Source organism: Acinetobacter sp. A1-4-2 (assembly GCF_040233925.1).
In the GTDB taxonomy this organism is placed as follows: domain Bacteria; phylum Pseudomonadota; class Gammaproteobacteria; order Pseudomonadales; family Moraxellaceae; genus Acinetobacter.
On record NZ_CP157981.1, the window covers coordinates 703,485 to 724,089 of the forward strand.

The 20,605-nt window shown below is 44.7% G+C and carries 16 protein-coding genes; 14 read left to right on the forward strand and 2 right to left on the reverse strand.

The window, feature by feature from the left end; genetic code table 11:
• Positions 1–249 precede the first annotated feature (249 nt).
• Positions 250–3,069, reverse strand: coding sequence for a ribonucleoside-diphosphate reductase subunit alpha (locus ABJ384_RS03440; RefSeq protein ID WP_349928850.1), 2,820 nt, complete (start codon positions 3,067–3,069; stop codon positions 250–252).
• A 587-nt stretch (positions 3,070–3,656) separates the two neighbouring features.
• Between ABJ384_RS03440 and bfmR the strand changes: the two genes are divergently transcribed.
• Positions 3,657–4,370, forward strand: a complete 714-nt coding sequence (gene bfmR, locus ABJ384_RS03445) for a response regulator transcription factor BfmR (RefSeq protein WP_086196042.1) — start codon at positions 3,657–3,659, stop codon at positions 4,368–4,370.
• A 35-nt stretch (positions 4,371–4,405) separates the two neighbouring features.
• A complete protein-coding gene (bfmS, locus tag ABJ384_RS03450) occupies positions 4,406–6,076 on the forward strand; it encodes a sensor histidine kinase BfmS (protein ID WP_349928853.1) in 1,671 nt (556 codons plus the stop codon).
• Positions 6,077–6,121: 45 nt separating this feature from the next.
• Here the strand turns inward: bfmS and ABJ384_RS03455 are convergent, their stop codons facing one another.
• A complete protein-coding gene (locus ABJ384_RS03455) occupies positions 6,122–6,478 on the reverse strand; it encodes a hypothetical protein (RefSeq protein WP_349928855.1) in 357 nt (118 codons plus the stop codon).
• A 569-nt stretch (positions 6,479–7,047) separates the two neighbouring features.
• Here ABJ384_RS03455 and ndhC point away from each other — a divergent pair.
• The 12 genes from ndhC to nuoM all read left to right on the forward strand — a co-directional run bounded on the left by ndhC (position 7,048) and on the right by nuoM (position 20,603).
• A complete protein-coding gene (gene ndhC / locus ABJ384_RS03460) occupies positions 7,048–7,593 on the forward strand; it encodes an NADH-quinone oxidoreductase subunit A (RefSeq protein ID WP_086196039.1) in 546 nt (181 codons plus the stop codon).
• Between the two features lie 7 nt (positions 7,594–7,600).
• On the forward strand, positions 7,601–8,278 hold the full coding sequence (locus tag ABJ384_RS03465; protein WP_086196038.1) for an NADH-quinone oxidoreductase subunit B: 678 nt from the start codon (positions 7,601–7,603) through the stop codon (positions 8,276–8,278).
• Between the two features lie 87 nt (positions 8,279–8,365).
• Complete coding sequence (nuoC, locus tag ABJ384_RS03470) at positions 8,366–10,153, forward strand: NADH-quinone oxidoreductase subunit C/D (RefSeq protein WP_086196037.1); 1,788 nt, start codon at positions 8,366–8,368, stop codon at positions 10,151–10,153.
• A gap of 14 nt (positions 10,154–10,167) precedes the next feature.
• Positions 10,168–10,677 carry an NADH-quinone oxidoreductase subunit NuoE gene (nuoE, locus tag ABJ384_RS03475; RefSeq protein ID WP_086196036.1) on the forward strand — a complete coding sequence of 170 codons (510 nt, stop codon included), beginning with the start codon at positions 10,168–10,170 and terminating at the stop codon, positions 10,675–10,677.
• Positions 10,674–12,002, forward strand: a complete 1,329-nt coding sequence (gene nuoF / locus ABJ384_RS03480; protein WP_349928858.1) for an NADH-quinone oxidoreductase subunit NuoF — start codon at positions 10,674–10,676, stop codon at positions 12,000–12,002. Before nuoE ends, nuoF begins: the two co-directional genes overlap by 4 nt.
• 11 nt (positions 12,003–12,013) lie before the next feature.
• Complete coding sequence (gene nuoG / locus ABJ384_RS03485; protein WP_349928860.1) at positions 12,014–14,692, forward strand: NADH-quinone oxidoreductase subunit NuoG; 2,679 nt, start codon at positions 12,014–12,016, stop codon at positions 14,690–14,692.
• Between the two features lie 3 nt (positions 14,693–14,695).
• Complete coding sequence (nuoH, locus tag ABJ384_RS03490; protein WP_086196033.1) at positions 14,696–15,712, forward strand: NADH-quinone oxidoreductase subunit NuoH; 1,017 nt, start codon at positions 14,696–14,698, stop codon at positions 15,710–15,712.
• Between the two features lie 18 nt (positions 15,713–15,730).
• Complete coding sequence (gene nuoI / locus ABJ384_RS03495) at positions 15,731–16,273, forward strand: NADH-quinone oxidoreductase subunit NuoI (protein ID WP_086196032.1); 543 nt, start codon at positions 15,731–15,733, stop codon at positions 16,271–16,273.
• Positions 16,273–16,791, forward strand: a complete 519-nt coding sequence (nuoJ, locus tag ABJ384_RS03500; RefSeq protein ID WP_171521992.1) for an NADH-quinone oxidoreductase subunit J — start codon at positions 16,273–16,275, stop codon at positions 16,789–16,791. Before nuoI ends, nuoJ begins: the two co-directional genes overlap by 1 nt.
• Complete coding sequence (gene nuoK / locus ABJ384_RS03505; protein WP_004651041.1) at positions 16,791–17,099, forward strand: NADH-quinone oxidoreductase subunit NuoK; 309 nt, start codon at positions 16,791–16,793, stop codon at positions 17,097–17,099. The genes nuoJ and nuoK overlap by 1 nt, the downstream gene beginning before the upstream one ends.
• Complete coding sequence (gene nuoL, locus ABJ384_RS03510) at positions 17,096–18,991, forward strand: NADH-quinone oxidoreductase subunit L (protein WP_349928863.1); 1,896 nt, start codon at positions 17,096–17,098, stop codon at positions 18,989–18,991. The genes nuoK and nuoL overlap by 4 nt, the downstream gene beginning before the upstream one ends.
• A gap of 7 nt (positions 18,992–18,998) precedes the next feature.
• Positions 18,999–20,603, forward strand: coding sequence for an NADH-quinone oxidoreductase subunit M (gene nuoM, locus ABJ384_RS03515; RefSeq protein ID WP_349929700.1), 1,605 nt, complete (start codon positions 18,999–19,001; stop codon positions 20,601–20,603).
• Positions 20,604–20,605: the final 2 nt, after the last annotated feature.

Genomic DNA, 20,605 nt, shown 5'->3' on the forward strand with positions numbered 1-20,605 from the left:
ACTGGCTCATAAACTAATTCAATGATAGAATCGCTCACGCATTATCATATGCCAGCCTCGTCATGACCATCTTGGTATCATTTCGAGATTGAAAGCCTTCTAGTTAGTTTTGACGGACGCTAGAGGGCTTTTTTATTGCCTAAATTTTTAATCTCCCTAAATCCCTCTTTAAAAAGAGGGACTTTCTCCCTCCTTTATTAAAGGTGAGAAGCAATGCTTCGCAAGGGGGAGGATTTAAAACCTGTCAGATTACTGGCAAGCTTCACAATCAGGATTATCGATTGAACATGCCATTGGCACTGGTGCTGCTTGAGCAAAACCGTCTTCTTCAGCTTTCACTTCAGGCGCTACCGCAGCAGTAACAGGTGCTGCAACAGTGGCTGGTTTAACGGCATTTAATGCACCCGTATTAATGGTCGATTTCTCGGCAGAAGTTGCACCCAATGCACGGAGGTAATAAGTCGTCTTAAGACCACGTAACCATGCCATTTTGTAAGTCAGGTCAAGTTTCTTACCGTTTGCACCAGAGATGTAAAGGTTAAGAGATTGAGCCTGGTCGATCCATTTTTGACGGCGTGATGCAGCATCTACAATCCAGCGTGGTTCAACTTCGAACGCAGTCGCGAAGATCGCTTTAAGCTCTTCAGGAATACGAGAAATCTTTTGTACAGAACCTTCAAAGTGTTTCAGGTCGTTCACCATAACTGAATCCCAAAGACCGCGATCTTTTAACGCACGTACCAGGTACGGGTTAATCACTGTGAATTCACCAGAAAGGTTAGATTTCACATACAAGTTTTGGAATGTCGGTTCGATAGACTGAGAAACACCACAGATGTTCGAAATAGTCGCAGTTGGAGCAATCGCCATCACGTTCGAGTTACGCATACCGTCTTTTTGAACTTTGGCACGTAAACTGTCCCAGTCCAAACGTTGTGTACGGTCAACTTCAAACATGCGTTCTGGACGTGATTTCGCAACGATGTCTAAAGAATCGATTGGCAGGATACCTTGATCCCAAAGTGATCCTTTAAATGTTTCGTAAGTACCACGTTCAATCGCAAGATCGCTAGAAGTCTGAATAGCGTAGTAGCTGATTACTTCCATAGATTCATCAGCGAAATCTACAGCTTCGTCAGAACCGTAAGCCAGTTTCATTTCATATAAAGCATCCTGGAAGCCCATGATACCCATACCGACCGGACGGTGTTTCAAGTTTGAATTTTTCGCTTGCGGAACTGCGTAGTAGTTGATGTCGATCACGTTATCGAGCATACGAACAGCTGTTTTTACAGTGCGCGCCAATTTTTCACGATCTAGTACACCACCTTGAACGTGTTGTACCAGGTTGATCGAACCCAGGTTACATACCGCAATTTCGTCTTGGTTTGTATTTAGCGTGATTTCTGTACACAAGTTAGATGAATGCACTACGCCCACGTGTTGTTGTGGTGAACGCAAGTTACATACGTCTTTGAATGTGATCCAAGGGTGACCTGTTTCAAACAGCATAGAAAGCATTTTGCGCCACAAGTCTTTGGCACGCACTTTCTTGTGCAGCATGTCGGTTTCTTTGGCAATGCTTTCGTAATAAGCATAGCGTTCTGCAAATGCCTGACCGGTTAAATCGTGAAGATCTGGTGTTTCAGATGGCGTGAACAATGTCCATTCAGCATCTTCAAATACACGTTGCATGAACAGGTCTGGAACCCAGTTTGCTGTGTTCATGTCATGGGTACGGCGACGGTCATCACCGGTATTCTTACGCAGTTCAAGGAACTCTTCGATATCCAAGTGCCAGGTTTCTAAGTATGCACATACCGCACCTTTACGTTTACCACCCTGGTTTACCGCAACGGCAGTATCGTTGGCCACTTTAAGGAAAGGTACGACACCTTGCGACTTACCGTTGGTGCCTTTGATATATGAGTTCAATGCACGAACAGGTGTCCAGTCATTACCTAAACCGCCAGCCCATTTAGACAGCATGGCATTATCACGCATTGCGCCATAAATGTTATAAAGGTCATCGGCAATCGTGGTTAAGTAGCAGCTCGACAACTGTGGACGCAAAGTACCAGAGTTGAACAGGGTCGGCGTAGAGGCCATGTAGTCGAAGCTAGACAATAAGTTATAGAACTCGATTGCACGCTCTTCACGGTTTTCTTCATTTAACGACAGCCCCATTGAAACGCGCATAAAGAACAATTGCGGTAATTCAAAACGGATGCCATTTGAATGAATGAAGTAACGATCAAATAAGGTTTGCAGACCTAAGTAGGTGAACTGGTTTGAGCGTTCTGGTTGAATCGCCGCTGCCAGTTTCGCAAGGTCAAAATTCAATAATTCTGGTGACAGAAGATCAAGCTCGATCCCTTTCTTAAGGAAAGTCTCTAAAGCATCGCCTTCGTTGGTGTCTGTAGATAGGCCCAAGAACTCTAAACCTGTAGCAACCAGATTGTCACGAAGTAAACGTGCAGTCACATAGGTATAATTTGGTTCTTGTTCAATACGGGTACGTGTCGCCATCATCATCGTTGTAGCGATGTCAGATTCTTTTACGCCGTTATACAGATTTTTCACGGTTTCATCGACAATGGCTTTAACGTCAATACCTTCTAGGCCTTCAGCTGCTTTTGCCACATGTGCTTCTAGTGCGCCCAGGTCAAGCGGTTTAAGCTGACCATTTGCAGTAGTCACTTGTAACGTCGGATGATGATGAGCACCGGTCTGTTTGCGTGCTTCAGAGCGTTGTTCGCGGTAGATGACATACGCACGTGCAACTTTTTGTTCACCAGTACGCATCAGCGCAAGTTCAACCTGGTCTTGAATTTCTTCAATATGAATTGTGCCGCCTGACGGTAAACGACGGTTAAACGTATTCATTACCATTTCAGTCAGTTGCTCGATACGATCATGAATACGGCTAGAATCTGCACTTTGCTGGCCTTCTACAGCCAAAAAAGCTTTACCAATCGCTACAGAAATTTTTTCTGCGTCAAAAGTGGCAACATCACCGGTGCGTTTAATCACCTGAAGTTGACCAGGAGTTGAAGTGATTACGCTCATTTAGCATAGCTCCATTGTCATCTATTTTTATGTTTATGGACCGTTTGAACCGGGCAAATTTTATGCCACAGTATTTGAGGAATAAACACAAGACCTAGTGGTTTTAAAATTAATTGAACACAAGATACGGGAAAATTTAGGGTAGATCAATATTGACATTTTGCTAAATATTTTTCTTAGTACATGCATTAATCTCTGTAAAAATATTGCTATTTTTATTGATTTTTCTATAAGCCTTATCAGGCAAGGCATAGCATAACAAAGCTAAAAAAATGTGCTTATAGATAACATTGTGGATAACTTAAAAGAAGCTATCTAACTAGTCAGAAACTGTGCAAACAGACAGGCGGTTTAAAAAAATAGACATTTTGTAGCTAAATATTTCTATAAATAGCCTAAAAATTACTAGAATATGAAAAATTCAATAAATTCAATGTTTAAAAAAAATATAACAAAATGCTACTTTGATGTATCAGTTTGGTGAACAGCATCTTGTTTACAATGTAAACGTGTGTATATTGCTGAAGATATTAAAGCCTATCCAACGGATTTTTAAGGATAGCTTAATCCATATAAAGGGGCATTTTATGAGCCAAGAAGAAAAGTTACCTAAAATTTTAATTGTTGAAGACGATGAACGTCTTGCGCGTTTGACTCAAGAATACCTTATCCGTAACGGATTGGAGGTTGGGGTAGAACCTGACGGTAATCGTGCAATCCGCCGTATCATCGCTGAACAGCCAGATTTGGTGGTACTTGATGTCATGTTACCGGGTGCGGATGGTTTGACCATTTGTCGTGAAGTACGTCCACATTATCATCAGCCGATTTTAATGCTGACAGCACGTACTGAAGACATGGATCAGGTTTTAGGTCTGGAAATGGGGGCAGATGACTATGTCGCAAAACCTGTTCAACCCCGTGTATTGCTTGCCCGTATTCGTGCCTTGCTGCGCCGTACCGACAAGGCTCCTGAAGATGAAGTGGCTCAACGCATAGAATTTGATGATCTTGTGATTGATAATGGTGGACGATCAGTGACCTTGAATGGTGAGCTGGTTGACTTTACCAGCGCGGAATACGACCTGTTATGGTTGTTGGCTTCAAATGCGGGTCGTATTCTTTCCCGTGAAGACATTTTTGAGCGTCTGCGCGGTATTGAATATGACGGTCAGGACCGTTCAATTGACGTGCGTATCTCACGTATCCGTCCAAAAATTGGCGATGATCCTGAAAATCCAAAACGTATTAAAACGGTACGCAGTAAAGGTTATCTGTTCGTTAAAGAAACCGGTCTTTAATCTCTGCCCGCTCGCTAATTTTATAGGACAACTACGTGTTTAAACACAGTATATTCTTGCGCATTTATGCAGGATTAGTGATTTTAGTGGCCTTGGTTGCCTTATTTGGCTATCTGCTGGTACAAATCATCAATTATCAGCGTGCGCAAGAATATCGTGAGTCGTTGACCGATGGTATTTCTTATATCATTAGTGAAGGGATTGCCCGACAGCCGAATGAACAGCAGAAAAAAGACTGGATTTCTGATGCTTCCGATTTGCTGGAGCTGCCGATCTATTATGTTGATGCGGCTAGGGTGGATTTATCGCGTACCGAGAGAAAACGGATTGAAGAGCGTAAAGCAGCCGTTCGTTATGATGCAGAAAACTCCATTGCTTATATCATTATTGGTCTGAAAGATGATCCTCAGCATTTGCTGTATGTAAAAGTGAATAAAATAGGCGAGCGTCAGATGAAAGCCTTACCTATTTTCATTCTGGATTATCTGGTGTATTACCCTGGGCAAGAAAAAGAGTATCTCGCCAAAATTCAATCGAATTTTTCTTATCCGATTGCCATTGAAAAAGTGCAAAACCTGCCGCTTGATTCTGAACAAATCGGCCGGCTTCGCTTGGATCACAGTATTATTTTGTACCGTGATAATGCCTCGGTTCGGGGTACCACCATCTCGATCGTTTCTCCTATGCCCAGCTCACCTTCCGAGGTGCTGGTTTTAGGGCCTGTACCTTTATTTAACTGGATGCCTTTCCAGTTGGCTGCGGGCATTACCTTGCTGAGTCTATTTGTGTTAAGCCTTGGGGTGTATGGGTTGCTGGTGCCGATGCAGCGTCGTTTACGTGAAGTGAATTATGCCTTGCATCGTATGAAATCGGGCGACATGACCTTGCGTTTACCGGTCGATGGTACCGATGAAATGGCCAGTCTGGCGACCAATTACAACAGCATGTCTGATCATATTCAGCGTTTGATTGAAGCACAGCGCGAGCTGATGCGTGCAGTTTCGCATGAACTGCGAACACCTGTAGCACGTATCCGTTTTGGTATGGAAATGTTGGCCGAAGAAGATGACTATGAGTATCGCCTACAACAGGTTGAACAGATTGATAAAGATATTGAAGCGCTCAATACCTTGATTGATGAAATCATGACCTATGCAAAACTGGAGCAGGGCACACCTTCTTTAGATTTTGAAAAAATCGTGCTGTTTGAAGTGCTGGATCAGGTGGTGATTGAAACCGAGGCACTTAAAACTCAAAAAGAAATTGAACTCAAAGCACCACCTATTAGTGTGGTGGTCGATGCTGAGCGGCGTTACTTGCATCGTGTAGTACAAAATCTGGTTGGCAACGCGGTTCGCTATTGTGATCATAAAGTGCTTGTCAGTGGTGGTATCAATGACGCGGGGCAGGCTTATGTTCAGGTAGAAGACGATGGTGCCGGTATTCCTGAAGAAGAGCGGCAGCGCATTTTTGAAGCTTTTGCCCGTCTGGATGACAGCCGTACCCGTGCTTCAGGGGGCTATGGTCTAGGTTTGTCCATTGTCAGCCGTATTGCTTACTGGTTTGGTGGGAAAATTGAGGTGGATCAAAGCCCGATTTTAGGCGGGGCTCGTTTCACCATGTCGTGGCCGGTACAGCGGTTTAATAAAGCAAAAAAGAAAACCGGTGTCCTTAAGGCTGATGGTGCCATACAGACAGAATTTTAAAGAATAGGGAACACTAAAAAGCACCGCATTCGGTGCTTTTTAGTCTTATTCATGACTGGTGGCATCTGGTTCAATCAGGCTTTTTCCCTGTTTTAAGCTAGCGAGTGCATCGGCATTAAGATCTAGTAACAAAGAATTGTTTTTGGGATCTATGGCATAATGGCTAATCAATTTCTGGTCCCCATTTAATGTTTCGACCTTGTATTCATCCGCAACGTTTAAAATAGCTTCGAGATTGGTGGTGGTTGCAGCAAAGTCTTGGCGGAAAAGGTCATAGATATCACGCAGGTCAAAAATGGCATCCAGAGCATCTGGGTGTTTCTCGATGTATCTTTCCACATGGTGAACTAACAGTTGTGCAAAGAAGAAATATTCAGATTCATGGGCATATTTTAATGTCATTATAGTTTCTCCTGTCTATTCGCTTTTTGAATTTTAAATACCAATATCACAAACTGTTAAACACATGTCAAAGTGTTGCAAAAAAACCACAAGAATAAAGCAGCTAATGCAAAAGATATAAGGTAATTTCTAAAGCACAGAAAGGCGGTATTTTTAATATCGTGATGATAGGTAGGAAAATTTAATCAATTTTTGTGATTCCTGTCATTTTTTAAATAAATACTCAAAATAAACTGAACTTTTAGAATCGAAAGAATATTCAACAATAATTGTATTTCTGGATTGCAAAATAAGTGAGCAATATTTCCTCATAAAATCTTAATGTGAGAAAATTTAATAAAAATAACTGTTTTTATTAAATAAAACGATGAAGGTGTTGTGTAAAGGAATAGATGTAAATTAAAAGCGATAATGCTGAAAAAATCATCCAAAAGACTAAGGCTTATGAGCTAGCAAGTGAAATCATAAATCAGGTACAATTGACGGGATTAATTTTGTGTTTGGTGTATTTGAAGGCCAATACATACATTCTTTGTTAATAAATTAGGCCTGCCAGGAGTTATCCCCGCATGAGTGCCATTACTCCATACGATTGGGCAATTATTGCCTTCGTGATCGGCGTTACATTTCTTTGTGTCTTTATGCTCACAGTTCCTTTACTCCTTGGGGGTAAATCATGGGGCCGTGCAAAGCAAGAGCAATTTGAGTCAGGTGTGGTAGGTGCTGGTGGAGCACGCATCCGCTTATCTGCGAAATTCTACTTGGTTGCTATTTTCTTTGTGGTATTTGACCTGGAAGCATTGTATCTCTACGCATGGGCTACATCAGTTCGTGAAGTAGGTTGGTTCGGTTTTACCACTGTTGTAATTTTTGTAGTCGATTTATTGATTGCTTTGATTTATGCGATTGCTGTAGGCGCATTAAACTGGGCACCAACCGATCGTCTCAAAGCGGCAGTGATGAAATCGAAAGTGGGTTCAGCAAATATGAACCTTGCCGACATTACACGCTTCAATTCTATTGAAGAGTTGGTTGTTGATCCTACAGGTCAAATTCCAGCTCAATCATCTGGTCGTGTGAAAAAATCTGCGACTACATCATCTACTAAGGAGTAACCCGGGAATGAAATATACATTAACCCGTGCGAATCCGAATGCTGATCAATATCCACTTCAAGAGCGTCAAATCGTTACTGATCCGCTTGAAGAAGAAGTGAATAAAAATGTGTTCATGACTCGTTTAGAGGATGTAATGCATACAGCTGTAAACTGGGGCCGTAAAAACTCTGTATGGCCCTTTAACTTTGGTACATCTTGCTGTTACGTAGAATATGCAACCACTTTGACGGGTGTGCATGATATGTCGCGTTTCGGTGCCGAGGTTATTCGTGCTTCACCACGTCAGGCGGACTTAATGATCGTTGCAGGGACCTGCTTCGTGAAAATGGCACCTGTAATCCAGCGTTTATATGAGCAAATGTTAGAGCCTAAATGGGTGATTTCAATGGGTGCTTGTGCAAACTCTGGCGGTATGTACGACATTTATTCGGTTGTACAAGGTGTGGATAAAATCATCCCTGTCGATGTGTACATCCCGGGCTGTCCGCCACGTCCTGAAGCATTATTGCAAGCATTAATGTTGTTACAAGACCAAATTCAATTAGAGCGCCGTCCACTTTCAGCGGTTATTGGTGATGATCTTCAGCCAGTGTATAAGCCAAAGATGCAGCCAGAACGTGACCGTAAGAATGCTGAACGTATTGCCGTGAAAAACTTACGCTCTATGGATGAAATTAAATAATCCGAGCGACAAAATATTGATGCACCCGGTCTGGGTGTAATTGTCGTTCAGGTTGACTGAATTTGTATTGAATAGGAAGCCAAGCCAATGGCTGAAACTGACATTGCTATGCCAGAATCAACGCCTGTTGATTCACGCCCAGCATTTGCAATTATAGAAGAGCTCAAAACCAAATTTGGTGAGAACTTCTTTGTGCAAACGACTTTTGAAGACTTTCCAACAGTCTGGGTTGAGCGCGCACGTGTGCAAGAAGTCTTAATGTTCTTGCGGAAAGTAGAACGTCCTTACGTGATGCTGTTCGATTTGTCTGCGGTAGATGAGCGTTTACGTACTCACCGTGACGGTTTGCCTGCGTCAGACTTCACTGTGTTCTATCACTTGTTGTCGCTAGAGCGTAATACTGACATTCGTATTAAAGTTGCCTTGAATGAGAGTGATCTCAACATTCCAACAGCAACCAACATTTGGCCAAATGCCAACTGGTACGAACGTGAAGCTTACGATATGTTTGGCATTAACTTCGAAGGGCATCCAATGCTCCGTCGTATCTTGTTGCCGACATACTGGGAAGGTCACCCGCTGCGTAAAGAATATTCTGCACGTGCCACTGAATATACACCGTATATGCAGAACCAGGCCAAGCAGGACTTTGAACAGGAGCACCTTCGTTTCGTTCCTGAAGACTGGGGTCTAAAACGCGGTAACGCCGATGAAGACTTCATGTTCCTGAACCTGGGGCCTAACCATCCATCTGCGCACGGTGCGTTCCGTGTGATCTTGCAGTTGGACGGCGAAGAAGTAAAAGACTGTGTGCCTGATATCGGTTATCACCACCGTGGTGTGGAAAAGATGGCTGAACGTCAAACCTGGCATTCATTCATTCCGTATACCGACCGTGTTGACTATCTGGGTGGTTGTGCGCAAAACATGCCTTATGTAATGGGTGTGGAGCAACTGGCGGGAATCACTGTTCCTGACCGTGCGCAATGTATCCGTGTCATGATGTCCGAATTGTTCCGTATCAATAACCACTTGTTGTATATCGGTACTGCAATTCAAGATGCCGGCGGTATGACACCAGTATTCTATATGTTCGCTGACCGTCAAAAAATCTATGACGCCATCGAAGCAATTACTGGTTACCGTATGCACCCTGCATGGTTCCGTATTGGCGGTACTGCACACGATCTTCCAAACAACTGGCAACACCTCATTCGCGAAATCCTGGACTGGATGCCGAAGCGTATGAACGAGTACTACACTGCAGCACTGAAAAACTCAGTGTTTATCGGTCGTACCCGTAATGTTGCGCAATACGATGCAAAATCTGCATTGGCTTGGGGTGTAACTGGTACAGGTCTACGTGCGACAGGTATCGACTTCGATGTACGTAAATACCGTCCTTATAGCGGTTATGAAAACTATGATTTCGATGTGCCGGTTGAGTACGAAGGCGATGCTTATGCACGTGTTCTGGTTCACTTCCGTGAAATCGAACAGTCACTGAAAATCATCAAGCAATGTCTAGATAACATGCCGTCTGGTGCGTACAAAGCAGACCATCCACTGGCTGTTCCACCACCGAAAGATAAGACACTACAAGATATCGAAACCTTGATTACGCACTTCTTGAGCGTGTCATGGGGTCCTGTAATGCCTGCAGGTGAAGCATCTGTGATGGCAGAAGTGGTAAAAGGTGCGTCTAACTATTACTTGACTTCAGACAAGTCAACCATGAGTTACCGTACCCGTATCCGTACACCGACTTTCACGCACTTACAGCAAATGCCTTCTGTGATTAATGGCAGTCTTGTATCTGACTTGATCATTTATTTAGCGACAATTGACGTCGTAATGGCTGACGTGGATCGCTAAGGGGTAAACGCATTATGATGATTTTGACTGATAAAAAGCCACGTGTGAATGTTGAAGGGATTTTAACTTCGGAAGAAATCCATGAAATTGAACATCACATGGGTCACTACCCGTACCCGCGTGCTGCATGTTTAGATGCGCTGAAGTGTGTACAACGCCGTAATGGTTGGGTAGACGATGCACAAATGAATGCAATTGCTCAAATGCTTAGCATGAGTGTTGCAGATCTTGAAGGTGTTGCGACTTTCTATAACCGTATTTACCGTCAACCGGTCGGTCGTCACGTAATTTTATTATGTGATTCAATCGCATGTTTCTTGATGGGTGCGGAAACTCTGGCAGAAGCGTTCCAGCGTGAATTGGGGATTCAGTTTGGTCAAACCACCGCTGATGGTCGTTTCACTTTATTGCCAATCTGCTGTTTGGGTAACTGTGACAAAGGTCCAACCCTGATGATTGATCAAGACACGCACGGTTTGGTTGAAGTAACTTCAATTAAACAGTTATTGGAGAAGTATGTATGAATACTGAACCAAAACCAATTTATGGCGACGGTAACCCAGAAACTCACCCATTAACATGGCGTTTGAGCAAACAGGAACACGTTCGTAGTGCAGATGATTACGAAGCGCTGGAAGGTTATGCCGGCTTTAAAAAAGCCCTTGGCATGCAACCGAAAGAAGTGCTTGAAGTCATTAAAGCTGCGACTGTAAAAGGTCGTGGTGGTGCAGGTTTCCCGGCAGGGATTAAATGGTCATTGATGGCGCCAAATGATGGCGGCCCTCGTTACCTGATCTGTAATGCCGACGAAATGGAACCGGGTACCTTTAAAGACCGTTTGTTGATGGAAAAACTTCCACATCAATTGATCGAAGGGATGTTGATTGCAGGCTATACGCTTGAAGCAACGCAAGGTTATATCTTCATCCGTGGTGAATATATCGAAGCCGCTCAATACTTGAATGAAGCATTAGAGCAAATTCGTGCCAAAGGTTACCTGGGTGAAAATATCCTGGGTTCTGGCTGGAACTTCGAAATGCATGTGCATACCGGTGCGGGTCGTTATATCTGCGGTGAAGAAACTGCATTGATTAACTCGCTTGAAGGTCGCCGTGCCAATCCACGTACCAAACCGCCATTCCCGCAAGTTGCAGGTGCTTGGGGTCGTCCTACAATTGTCAACAACGTAGAGACCTACAACAACTTACCAGCGATTATGCTGCGTGGTCCTGAGTGGTACGTTGGTTTGTCTGAAGGCAAATCAAAAGATCCAGGTACCAAAATCTACGGTGCATCAGGTAAGGTGAAATTCCCGGGTCTTTGGGAACTTCCATTCGGTACCACTGCGCGTGAAGTGATTGAAGACCATGCGGGTGGGATGCGTGACGGTCTTAAACTGAAAGCGTGGTTACCAGGTGGTGCATCGACTGACTTCCTAGCAGCAGAGCACATTGACCTGCCGATGGATGCTGAAAGCATCATGAAAGCGGGTTCACGTTTAGGTACGTGTTTGCTGATGGTGGTAGACGAAACTCAATGTATGGTGTCTGCGACTCGTAATTTGGAAGAATTCTTTGCGCGTGAATCATGTGGCTGGTGTACACCTTGCCGTGACGGTTTACCTTGGGCGGTAAAAGCGCTTAAAGCACTGGAAGATGGTACAGGCAAGAAAGAAGATATCGATCACTTACAAGAACTGACTCGTAAGCTTTGGATTGGTAAGACTTTCTGTGCCCACGCTCCAGGTGCAATGGAACCGCTTATGGGCGCACTCAAACATTTCCGTGGCGAATTTGAAGCGAAAGTCGTAAATGCTGCCGCTCAAGTTAGCTCCGTAGAACAAGCTTAAGGAATTCGACTATGGCTACAATTCATGTCGATGGCAAATCGTACGAAGTCAATGGCTCAGAAAACCTGCTACAAGCATGTTTATCTTTGGGCATTGATATCCCGTACTTTTGTTGGCATCCATCCTTAGGTTCTGTCGGTTCTTGCCGTCAATGTGCCGTGACTCAATACGCGAATCCTGAAGATACGCGTGGTCGTTTAGTCATGTCATGTATGACGCCAGCGGCTGACAATACCTACATCTCGATTGAAGACAAAGAAGCAAAAGATTTCCGTGCATCTGTTGTTGAATTCTTGATGACCAACCATCCACACGACTGTCCAGTCTGTGAAGAAGGAGGTCACTGTCATTTACAAGATATGACTGTGATGACTCAGCACGACCGCCGTCGTTACCGTTTCACCAAACGTACGCATTACAACCAGGAATTGGGTTCGTTTATTGCGCACGAGATGAACCGTTGTATCGCGTGTTACCGTTGTGTGCGTTACTACAAAGACTATGCGGGCGGTACTGACTTTGGCGTGTATGCCAATGCATCACGTGTGTACTTTGGTCGTCCAGAATCAGGCACTTTAGAATCTGAATTCTCGGGTAACCTGACTGAAGTATGTCCAACAGGTGTGTTCACCGACAAAACTCACTCTGAACGTTATAACCGTAAGTGGGACATGCAGTATGCGCCAAGCGTATGCCAAGGCTGTTCTTCAGGCTGTAACATCTCTCCGGGTGAACGTTATGGCGAACTTCGTCGTGTTGAAAACCGTTTCAACGGCGATGTAAACCAATACTTCCTGTGTGACAAAGGTCGTTTCGGTACCGGTTATGTGAACCGTGCAGACCGTCCACGTCAGCCACAATTCCGTGATGGTGCAAACGTAACGACTGTTTCAGTGGATACAGCACTGGATACCGTGATTGAAAAGATTCAGGGCAAAAAAGTTCTGGGTATTGGTTCACCACGTGCATCGCTTGAAACGAACTTCGCATTGCGTGAGCTTGTTGGTCAAGACAACTACTCAACTGGTATGGCTCAAAAAGAGCAAAACCTGGTTGAGTTGGCTGCATCGATCATGCAAACCGAGGGTGTTTATAACCCGACCATGCGTGAAATCGAAAGCTATGATGCAGTGCTCATTTTAGGTGAAGACTTAACGCAAACTGCGCCACGTATGGCCTTGTCTGTTCGTCAGGCTGCGAAAAACAAAGCCAAAGAAATGGCGGCAGAACGCCGCACCCAAGAATGGTTGGCTGAACCGGTACAACGTATTGGTCAGGATGTAAAATCCCCAATCTACATTCTTGCTGCGACTCAAACGCGTTTAGCCGACGTTGCGACTGGCGAAGTGGTTGCTTCTCCAAACGATATTGCACGTTTAGGCTTTGCGGTTGCTGCGGCAGTTGCAGGTGAAGCGGTTACTGGTTTAGATGACGATGCCAAAGCATTTGCTCAAACTATTGCTGACACTTTAAAAGCTGCGAAGAAACCATTGATCATCTCTGGTACAAGCTTACAAGACGCTGCCATTATGGAAGCTGCTGCACAAGTGGCACAGAATCTGGGTAATGCTGGTTTGACCTTGACTGTTCCTGAAGTGAACTCAATGGGTCTTGCAATCTTCGGTGGTAACAGCCTTGAGCAAGCATTTGCGCAAGACTATGACACTGTTATCATTGTGGAAAATGACCTTTACCGTCGTTTACCTGCTGCACAAGTCAACGCTGCACTTGCAGGCAAAGACGTGATTGTTCTTGATCACTCTGAAACCGAAACTGTGAAGAAAGCGAATATCGTACTTTCTGCTGCAAGCTTCGCGGAAGGTGATGGTACTGTGGTATCGCAAGAAGGTCGTGCACAACGTTTCTACCAGGTGTATGACCCAAGCTACTACAAACCGGAACTTGCAATCAAAGAATCTTGGCGCTGGTTACATGCCATTGAAACCGGTGTAAAAGGCAAAGCGATTTCCTGGACCTTGCTGGATGATGTCATTGAATCTGTAGTGAAAAATGTTCCGGCACTTGAAGCTATTCAGGATGTAGCACCAGATGCAGGTTACCGTGTCCATGGCTTGAAGATTGCGCGTGAACCGCGTCGTTACTCTGGTCGTACCTCTATGCGTGCACCATTGTCTGTTCATGAACCTAAACAGCCAATCGATGTCGATTCTGCATTAACGTTCTCTATGGAAGGTTATGTGGGTAATGAAACCCCATCTTCACTGGTTCCATTTGCATGGTCTGCAGGTTGGAACTCTCCACAAGCCTGGAACAAATTCCAGGATCACGTGGGTGGTCACCTAAAAGGTGGTGATTCGGGTATTCGTTTATTTGATCGTTTGGCTAAACGCCCTGCACGTACTTTCGTTGCTCCAGCAGCAGTACTTGCAAATGCTGAAAGCTTCCGTTTAGTGCCAATGCATCATATCTTCGCTTCTGGTGAATTTACGGTGAAAACTCCGGCCATGGAATCACGTATTCCTGAAGCCATGTTTGCAGTAGGCGAACAGGATGCTGTGCGTCTGAACATTCAAGATGGTCAAAAAATTACTGTGCAAGCAGGTGAGGCGACAATCAGCCTTCCAGTTCAAGTGATCGAATATTTGCCGACAGGTTATATCGGTTATCCAGTTGGTCTTGCACCAACGGTTTCACTTGCAGAGCCTGTATCCGTCGCGGTAGGAGTGTAATTCATGAATCAAGAAATTATACGTCAAACACCGCTATGGGCTGAGAACTGGCCAATCGCTTATTCTGTGATTCAAGCGATTGTGATCTTGCTTGTAGTGGTGCTTGTCGCTGCGTTGATGTCATTCATCGAACGCCGTTTACTTGCGTTATGGCAAGACCGTTACGGTCCAAACCGTGTTGGTCCCGGGGGAATGTTCCAGATCGTTGCCGACATGCTGAAAATCATGTTCAAGGAAGACTGGACGCCTAAGTTTGCCGATAAGCTGACTTTCCGTTTAGCACCTGCAGTTGCCATGGCAACTGCGGTACTTTCGTTCATGGTGATTCCTGTAAGTCCGACAATGGGCGTAGCAGACATGAGCATCGGCCTGTTGTTCTTTATGGCAATGGCTGGTATCGCAGTATATGCCGTGCTATTCGGTGGCTGGTCTTCAAATAACAAATATGCGTTATTGGGTGGTCTGCGTTCTGCAGCTCAAACCATTTCTTATGAAGTGTTCCTGGGTATCTCGCTGATGGGTGTGGTGGCAATTGCCGGTTCATTCAACATGCGTGAAATTGTTGAAGCACAACGCGATGTATGGTTTGTGATTCCACAATTCCTGGGTTTCATTATCTTTATTGTTGCAGGTGTTGCGGTAACGCACCGTCATCCATTTGACCAACCGGAAGCTGAGCAAGAATTGGCGGAAGGTTATCACGTCGAATACGGCGGTATGAAATGGGGTATGTTCTTCGTTGCGGAATATGTCAACGTGGTTCTTATTTCAGCATTGATCGTCACTTTATTCTTTGGCGGTTGGTTAGCACCATTTAACCTAGAAATTCCATTTATTCCACCAGTATTCTGGTTCATTATCAAAACAGCATTCTTTGTGATGATGTTTGTCTTGGCTCGTGGTTCGTTAATGCGTCCACGTTACGATCAGGTGATGAACTTTGGTTGGAAAATTTGTTTGCCATTGGCGTTGGTCAACTTGTTGGTGACTGGTGCTGTGATTCTGATGAATCAGGCCTAGGACAGCAGGGAGTACAAAATGTATAAAATTCTAGCTGGATTCGGGTCAATCGTACGTTCATTGTGGATGGTATTCAGCCACGTGACACGTAAACGTGACACTATTCTTTATCCAGAAGTGCCAGCTGAACAAATTGTTCCGCCGCGTTTCCGTGGTCGTATTGTATTGACACGTGACCCAGATGGTGAAGAGCGCTGCGTGGCATGTAACCTGTGTGCGGTTGCCTGTCCGGTTGGCTGTATTTCTTTACAGAAAGCAGAAAAAGAAGATGGTCGCTGGTATCCGGAGTTTTTCCGTATCAACTTCTCGCGTTGTATTTTCTGCGGTATGTGTGAAGAAGCGTGTCCAACGACAGCGATTCAAATGACACCAGATTTCGAGTTAAGTGAATACGTTCGTCAAGACTTGGTCTACGAAAAAGAGAACCTGCTCATTTCAGGTCCTGGTAAATATCCTGACTATAACTTCTACCGTGTAACCGGTATGGCAGTGGCAGGTAAAGATAAAGGTCAGGCACAACGTGAAAGTGCACCAGTTGACGTACGGAGCTTATTACCATGATGTGGCCATTTTATTTGATGGCACTTGTGGCCATTGTTTCTACGGTTCGTGTGGTGACTAACGCGAATCCTGTGCATGCTTTATTAAGCCTGATCGTATCCCTCCTTGCTGTGGCAGGGATGTTCATGATCGTTGGTGCGCCATTCGCTGGCGCACTAGAAATTATTGTTTATGCCGGCGCGATCATGGTGTTGTTCGTGTTTGTGGTGATGATGCTGAATCTTGGTCAACATACGGTTGAACAGGAACGTAAATGGCTGACTTCATCTGCATGGGCATATCCAGCATTGATGAGTTTCCTGATGGGCTTGGTGCTTGTCTGGATGCTTGGTTCGGATTACACAACCGCAGGTCCGGTGATGGGCACTAAAGTTGTGGGACCTAAAGCTGTAGGTACAGCGCTCTTTACTCACTACTTACTATTGGTAGAAGTTGCCGCAATGTTATTGCTTGCAGCCCTCGTTGCAGCATTCCACTTAGGTAAACGTGAACCAAGTGCAAAAGAGGAAAAAGAATAATGGGCAACATTCCTTTAGAACACGGTTTAATCGTTGCAACCATTCTTTTTGCACTGGGTTTTTACGGTGTAATGGTGCGACGCAACCTACTATTTATGTTGATGAGCCTTGAAATCATGATGAACGCAGCAGCGCTTGCGTTTGTTCTTGCAGGTAGTGCATGGTTACAGCCAGATGGACAAATCATGTTCATCCTGATCTTGACCCTTGCAGCTGCAGAGGCTTGTATTGGTCTTGCGATCGTCCTTCAGTTCTACCATCGCTTCCATCATTTGGATGTGGATGCTGCTAGTGAGATGCGCGGATGAGTTATTTATATTTAACAATTTTATTTCCGCTCATTGGTTTTGTCCTCTTGGCGGCGGGGCGCAATAAGCTTCCTGAAAATGTGGCAGCCATTATTGGTGTGGGTTCAGTCGGTTTATCTGCTTTATTTGCACTGATTGCTGGCATGGGCTTTGTAGACAATGGTTCAGTAGCTCAGGTTCAACATCTTTGGACCTGGTTCAATGTCGGTGGTTTTGCACCTGGCATGAGCTTGCACCTGGACGGCCTGTCATTACTCATGACCGGCATGATCACCGGTGTAGGTTTCCTGATTCACATCTTTGCCTCATGGTACATGCGCGGTGAAGAAGACTTCGCACGTTTCTTCTCTTACTTCAACCTGTTCGTTGCCAGCATGTTGCTGCTCGTTCTTGGCGATAACCTGGCGTTATTGTTCCTGGGTTGGGAAGGCGTAGGTCTTTGCTCTTACTTGCTGATTGGTTACTACTATCAAAACCCAGAAAATGGTTTTGCAGCAATCAAGGCATTTACCGTAACCCGTATTGGTGACGTATTCTTGCTGATTGCATTGTTCCTGATTTTCCAACAATTCGGTACTTTGCATATCGGTACAATCGTTGCGAATGCACCTCAAGTATTAGCGGGTGATCATTCACTTGCAATCTGGACATCGTTAATGTTGTTCCTGGGTGCTGCCGGTAAATCTGCGCAAATTCCATTACAAACATGGTTGGCAGACGCAATGGCAGGTCCTACACCTGTTTCTGCGTTGATCCATGCTGCAACAATGGTTACTGCTGGTGTTTACCTGTGCTGCCGTATGTTCTCCGTGTTTGAAATGACACCAGAAGTGATGATGTTTATCTCGATCACTGGTGCGGTAACATTGATTGTGGCTGGTTTTGCTGCCTTGGTTCAAACCGACATCAAACGTATCTTGGCTTACTCAACCATGAGTCAGCTCGGTTATATGTTTATGGCTGTAGGTGCTGAAGCATACCAAGCGGGTCTGTTCCACATGCTTTCACATGCATTCTTCAAGGCATTATTGTTCTTGTCTTCTGGTGCGGTGATTCTGGCTTACCATCACGAACAAAACATTTTCAAAATGGGTGGCTTGTTCAAACATAACAAATTCCTGTTTGCCTGCTTCGCAATTGGTGGTGGTGCATTGGCAGCCATTCCATTCTTGACCATCGGCTTCTTCTCGAAAGATGCCATCCTTGGTGCAGTTTGGGCACAAAGCCACATTGCAAATCTTCCTATATATAATTGCTTATACTGGACAGGTGTTGCGGGTGCATTCTTAACGTCAATCTATACATTCCGTTTAATCTGGGTTGTATTCTTTGGTAAAGAAAACACGCTTTATCACGAAATCAAAGGTGCAACTTATTGGGCTCCGTTGGGTATCTTGGCGGTACTTTCAACTGGCTTGGCTTACTTCTTGAAAGCACCAGTAGAAGCTGCATTAACCAAAGCCAATATTCCAGCTTTTGTTATTCCTGAAGCGCTTGAAGCTGGTGTACATGGTGCGGAATATACAGCTGTGGGTATTGCATTGGCTGGTCTTGTGGTAGGTATCGTATTATTTGTCTTTGCTTATAATGCAGTGAAAAGTTTTGCCCGTACTTCATTGGGTGCCGGTCTTGCCAATATCTGCCGTAATGCACTTGGTTTTGATGCGTTGTATAACATCGTATTTGTACAACCATATTTGCTTATCGCGAAAATTTTAGGTCGTGATCCGATTGACGGCCTGTGGTTAGTGCTTCCTGCCATTGTTAAAGGTGGTCATAGCTTCACCAGCTCACGTCAAACAGGTTCATTGCGTGAATACGCATCAAGTATGTCACTCGGTGTAGTGGTATTGCTGATGATCCTGATCGTGATTCAGGTAGTGGGGAAATAAGATGGAAATCACAAACAACTGGATTTTACCCGCGCTGATCCTCGTACCGTTCATTGCAGGTTTTGTATGCTGGATCGTCGACAAGCTCGACGACAAACTACCGCGTTACATTGCGTTATTCGGTATGCTCATTACTTTGGGCTTAACCGTTGCGCTTTGGAATTCCGGTACTTATCACTATGAACTCGGCGCAAAAGTTCCAACTTGGTCTGCCGAATTCATGCTGCCTTGGATTTCAACCCTTGGCATTAACATTCACCTTGCGGTGGATGGTCTTTCACTGCTTATGGTCGGCTTGACTGCATTACTGGGTGTACTTGCAGTGGGCTGTTCATGGGGTGAGATTCAAAAGAACGTGGGTTTCTTCCACTTAAACCTTTTATGGTCTTTGGGTGGGGTAATCGGTGTATTCCTGGCGATTGACCTGTTCCTGTTCTTCTTCTTCTGGGAGATGATGCTGGTACCAATCTACTTCCTGATTGCCTTATGGGGTCATAAGGGAGCAGACGGTAAGTCACGTGTTTATGCTGCGACCAAGTTCTTCATCTATACTCAGGTAGCAGGTTTGATCATGCTGATCGGTATTCTAGGCCTTGTGGTTTACGGATACATGATGACTGGCATGATCGGCTTCGATTACAACTACCTGTTAGGTGTGGCGAATACGCTTGATGCACAGTTGCCATCAGTGGCTTATGCCTTGATGATCTGTATGTTCATTGGTTTCGCTGTAAAACTTCCAGTGTTCCCATTGCATGGCTGGTTACCAGATGCCCATGCTCAAGCACCGACAGCCGGTTCTGTCGACTTGGCAGGTATCCTGATTAAGACTGCTGCATACGGTCTGCTGCGTTTTGTTATGCCATTCTTCCCGGCGGCTTCTGCACAGTTTGCAGATATCGCGATCATCTTCGGTTTAGTCGGTGTGTTCTACGGTGCCTGGTGTGCTTTCCAGCAAACCGATATGAAACGTTTGCTGGCGTATACTTCTATTTCGCACATGGGCTTTGTATTACTTGCACTTTACGCAGGTAATATCCTGACTTTCCAAGGCTTAATGATCATGATGCTGGCACATGGCCTGTCATCTGCTGCCTTGTTCATTATGTGTGGTCAAGTGTACGAGCGTGTTCATACGCGCGACTTACGTTTAATGGGTGGTATGCGCGGTCAATTCCCGTACCTAGCTTTCTTCCTGATGTTCTTTATTGCTGCGCTTGTCGGTATTCCAGGCTTAGGTAACTTTATTGGTGAATTCCTGATTTTGATGGGTTCATTCAATAAATTCCCAACCTTCACCATTGTGGCAGCGACCAGCTTGGTGTTGGCAGGTCTTTATGGCTTGATCCTGATTCACAAAGCATTGTTTGGTACGCCAAATGAAGAGCAAAAACAAAATTATACAAGCCCATTGAAAGACTTGAATGCGCGTGAGATTGTTATTTTGTTAGTGTGTGCTTTTGGTCTACTATGGCTCGGTATCTATCCACAAAGCTTCCTTGATATTTCAAATTCAAGCATGGCGTGGTTAGCAAACAGCTATATCCCAGTTCAAGAAGTTGTCGATGCGACTCAACAGGTCGTATCTCAACAAAATGTGGAGATCCAATAAGC

Excerpts from the sequence above, each read along its gene's own strand:
- nuoG (WP_349928860.1), top strand. The coding sequence starts at position 12,014 with ATGGCTACAATTCATGTCGATGGCAAATCGTACGAAGTCAATGGCTCA.
- nuoJ (WP_171521992.1), top strand. The coding sequence starts at position 16,273 with ATGTGGCCATTTTATTTGATGGCACTTGTGGCCATTGTTTCTACGGTT.
- nuoL (WP_349928863.1), top strand. The coding sequence starts at position 17,096 with ATGAGTTATTTATATTTAACAATTTTATTTCCGCTCATTGGTTTTGTC.
- ABJ384_RS03455 (WP_349928855.1), bottom strand. The coding sequence starts at position 6,478 with ATGACATTAAAATATGCCCATGAATCTGAATATTTCTTCTTTGCACAA.
- nuoC (WP_086196037.1), top strand. The coding sequence starts at position 8,366 with ATGGCTGAAACTGACATTGCTATGCCAGAATCAACGCCTGTTGATTCA.
- nuoI (WP_086196032.1), top strand. The coding sequence starts at position 15,731 with ATGTATAAAATTCTAGCTGGATTCGGGTCAATCGTACGTTCATTGTGG.
- nuoK (WP_004651041.1), top strand. The coding sequence starts at position 16,791 with ATGGGCAACATTCCTTTAGAACACGGTTTAATCGTTGCAACCATTCTT.
- nuoF (WP_349928858.1), top strand. The coding sequence starts at position 10,674 with ATGAATACTGAACCAAAACCAATTTATGGCGACGGTAACCCAGAAACT.
- bfmR (WP_086196042.1), top strand. The coding sequence starts at position 3,657 with ATGAGCCAAGAAGAAAAGTTACCTAAAATTTTAATTGTTGAAGACGAT.
- nuoE (WP_086196036.1), top strand. The coding sequence starts at position 10,168 with ATGATGATTTTGACTGATAAAAAGCCACGTGTGAATGTTGAAGGGATT.
- ABJ384_RS03440 (WP_349928850.1), bottom strand. The coding sequence starts at position 3,069 with ATGAGCGTAATCACTTCAACTCCTGGTCAACTTCAGGTGATTAAACGC.
- ABJ384_RS03465 (WP_086196038.1), top strand. The coding sequence starts at position 7,601 with ATGAAATATACATTAACCCGTGCGAATCCGAATGCTGATCAATATCCA.
- nuoH (WP_086196033.1), top strand. The coding sequence starts at position 14,696 with ATGAATCAAGAAATTATACGTCAAACACCGCTATGGGCTGAGAACTGG.
- ndhC (WP_086196039.1), top strand. The coding sequence starts at position 7,048 with ATGAGTGCCATTACTCCATACGATTGGGCAATTATTGCCTTCGTGATC.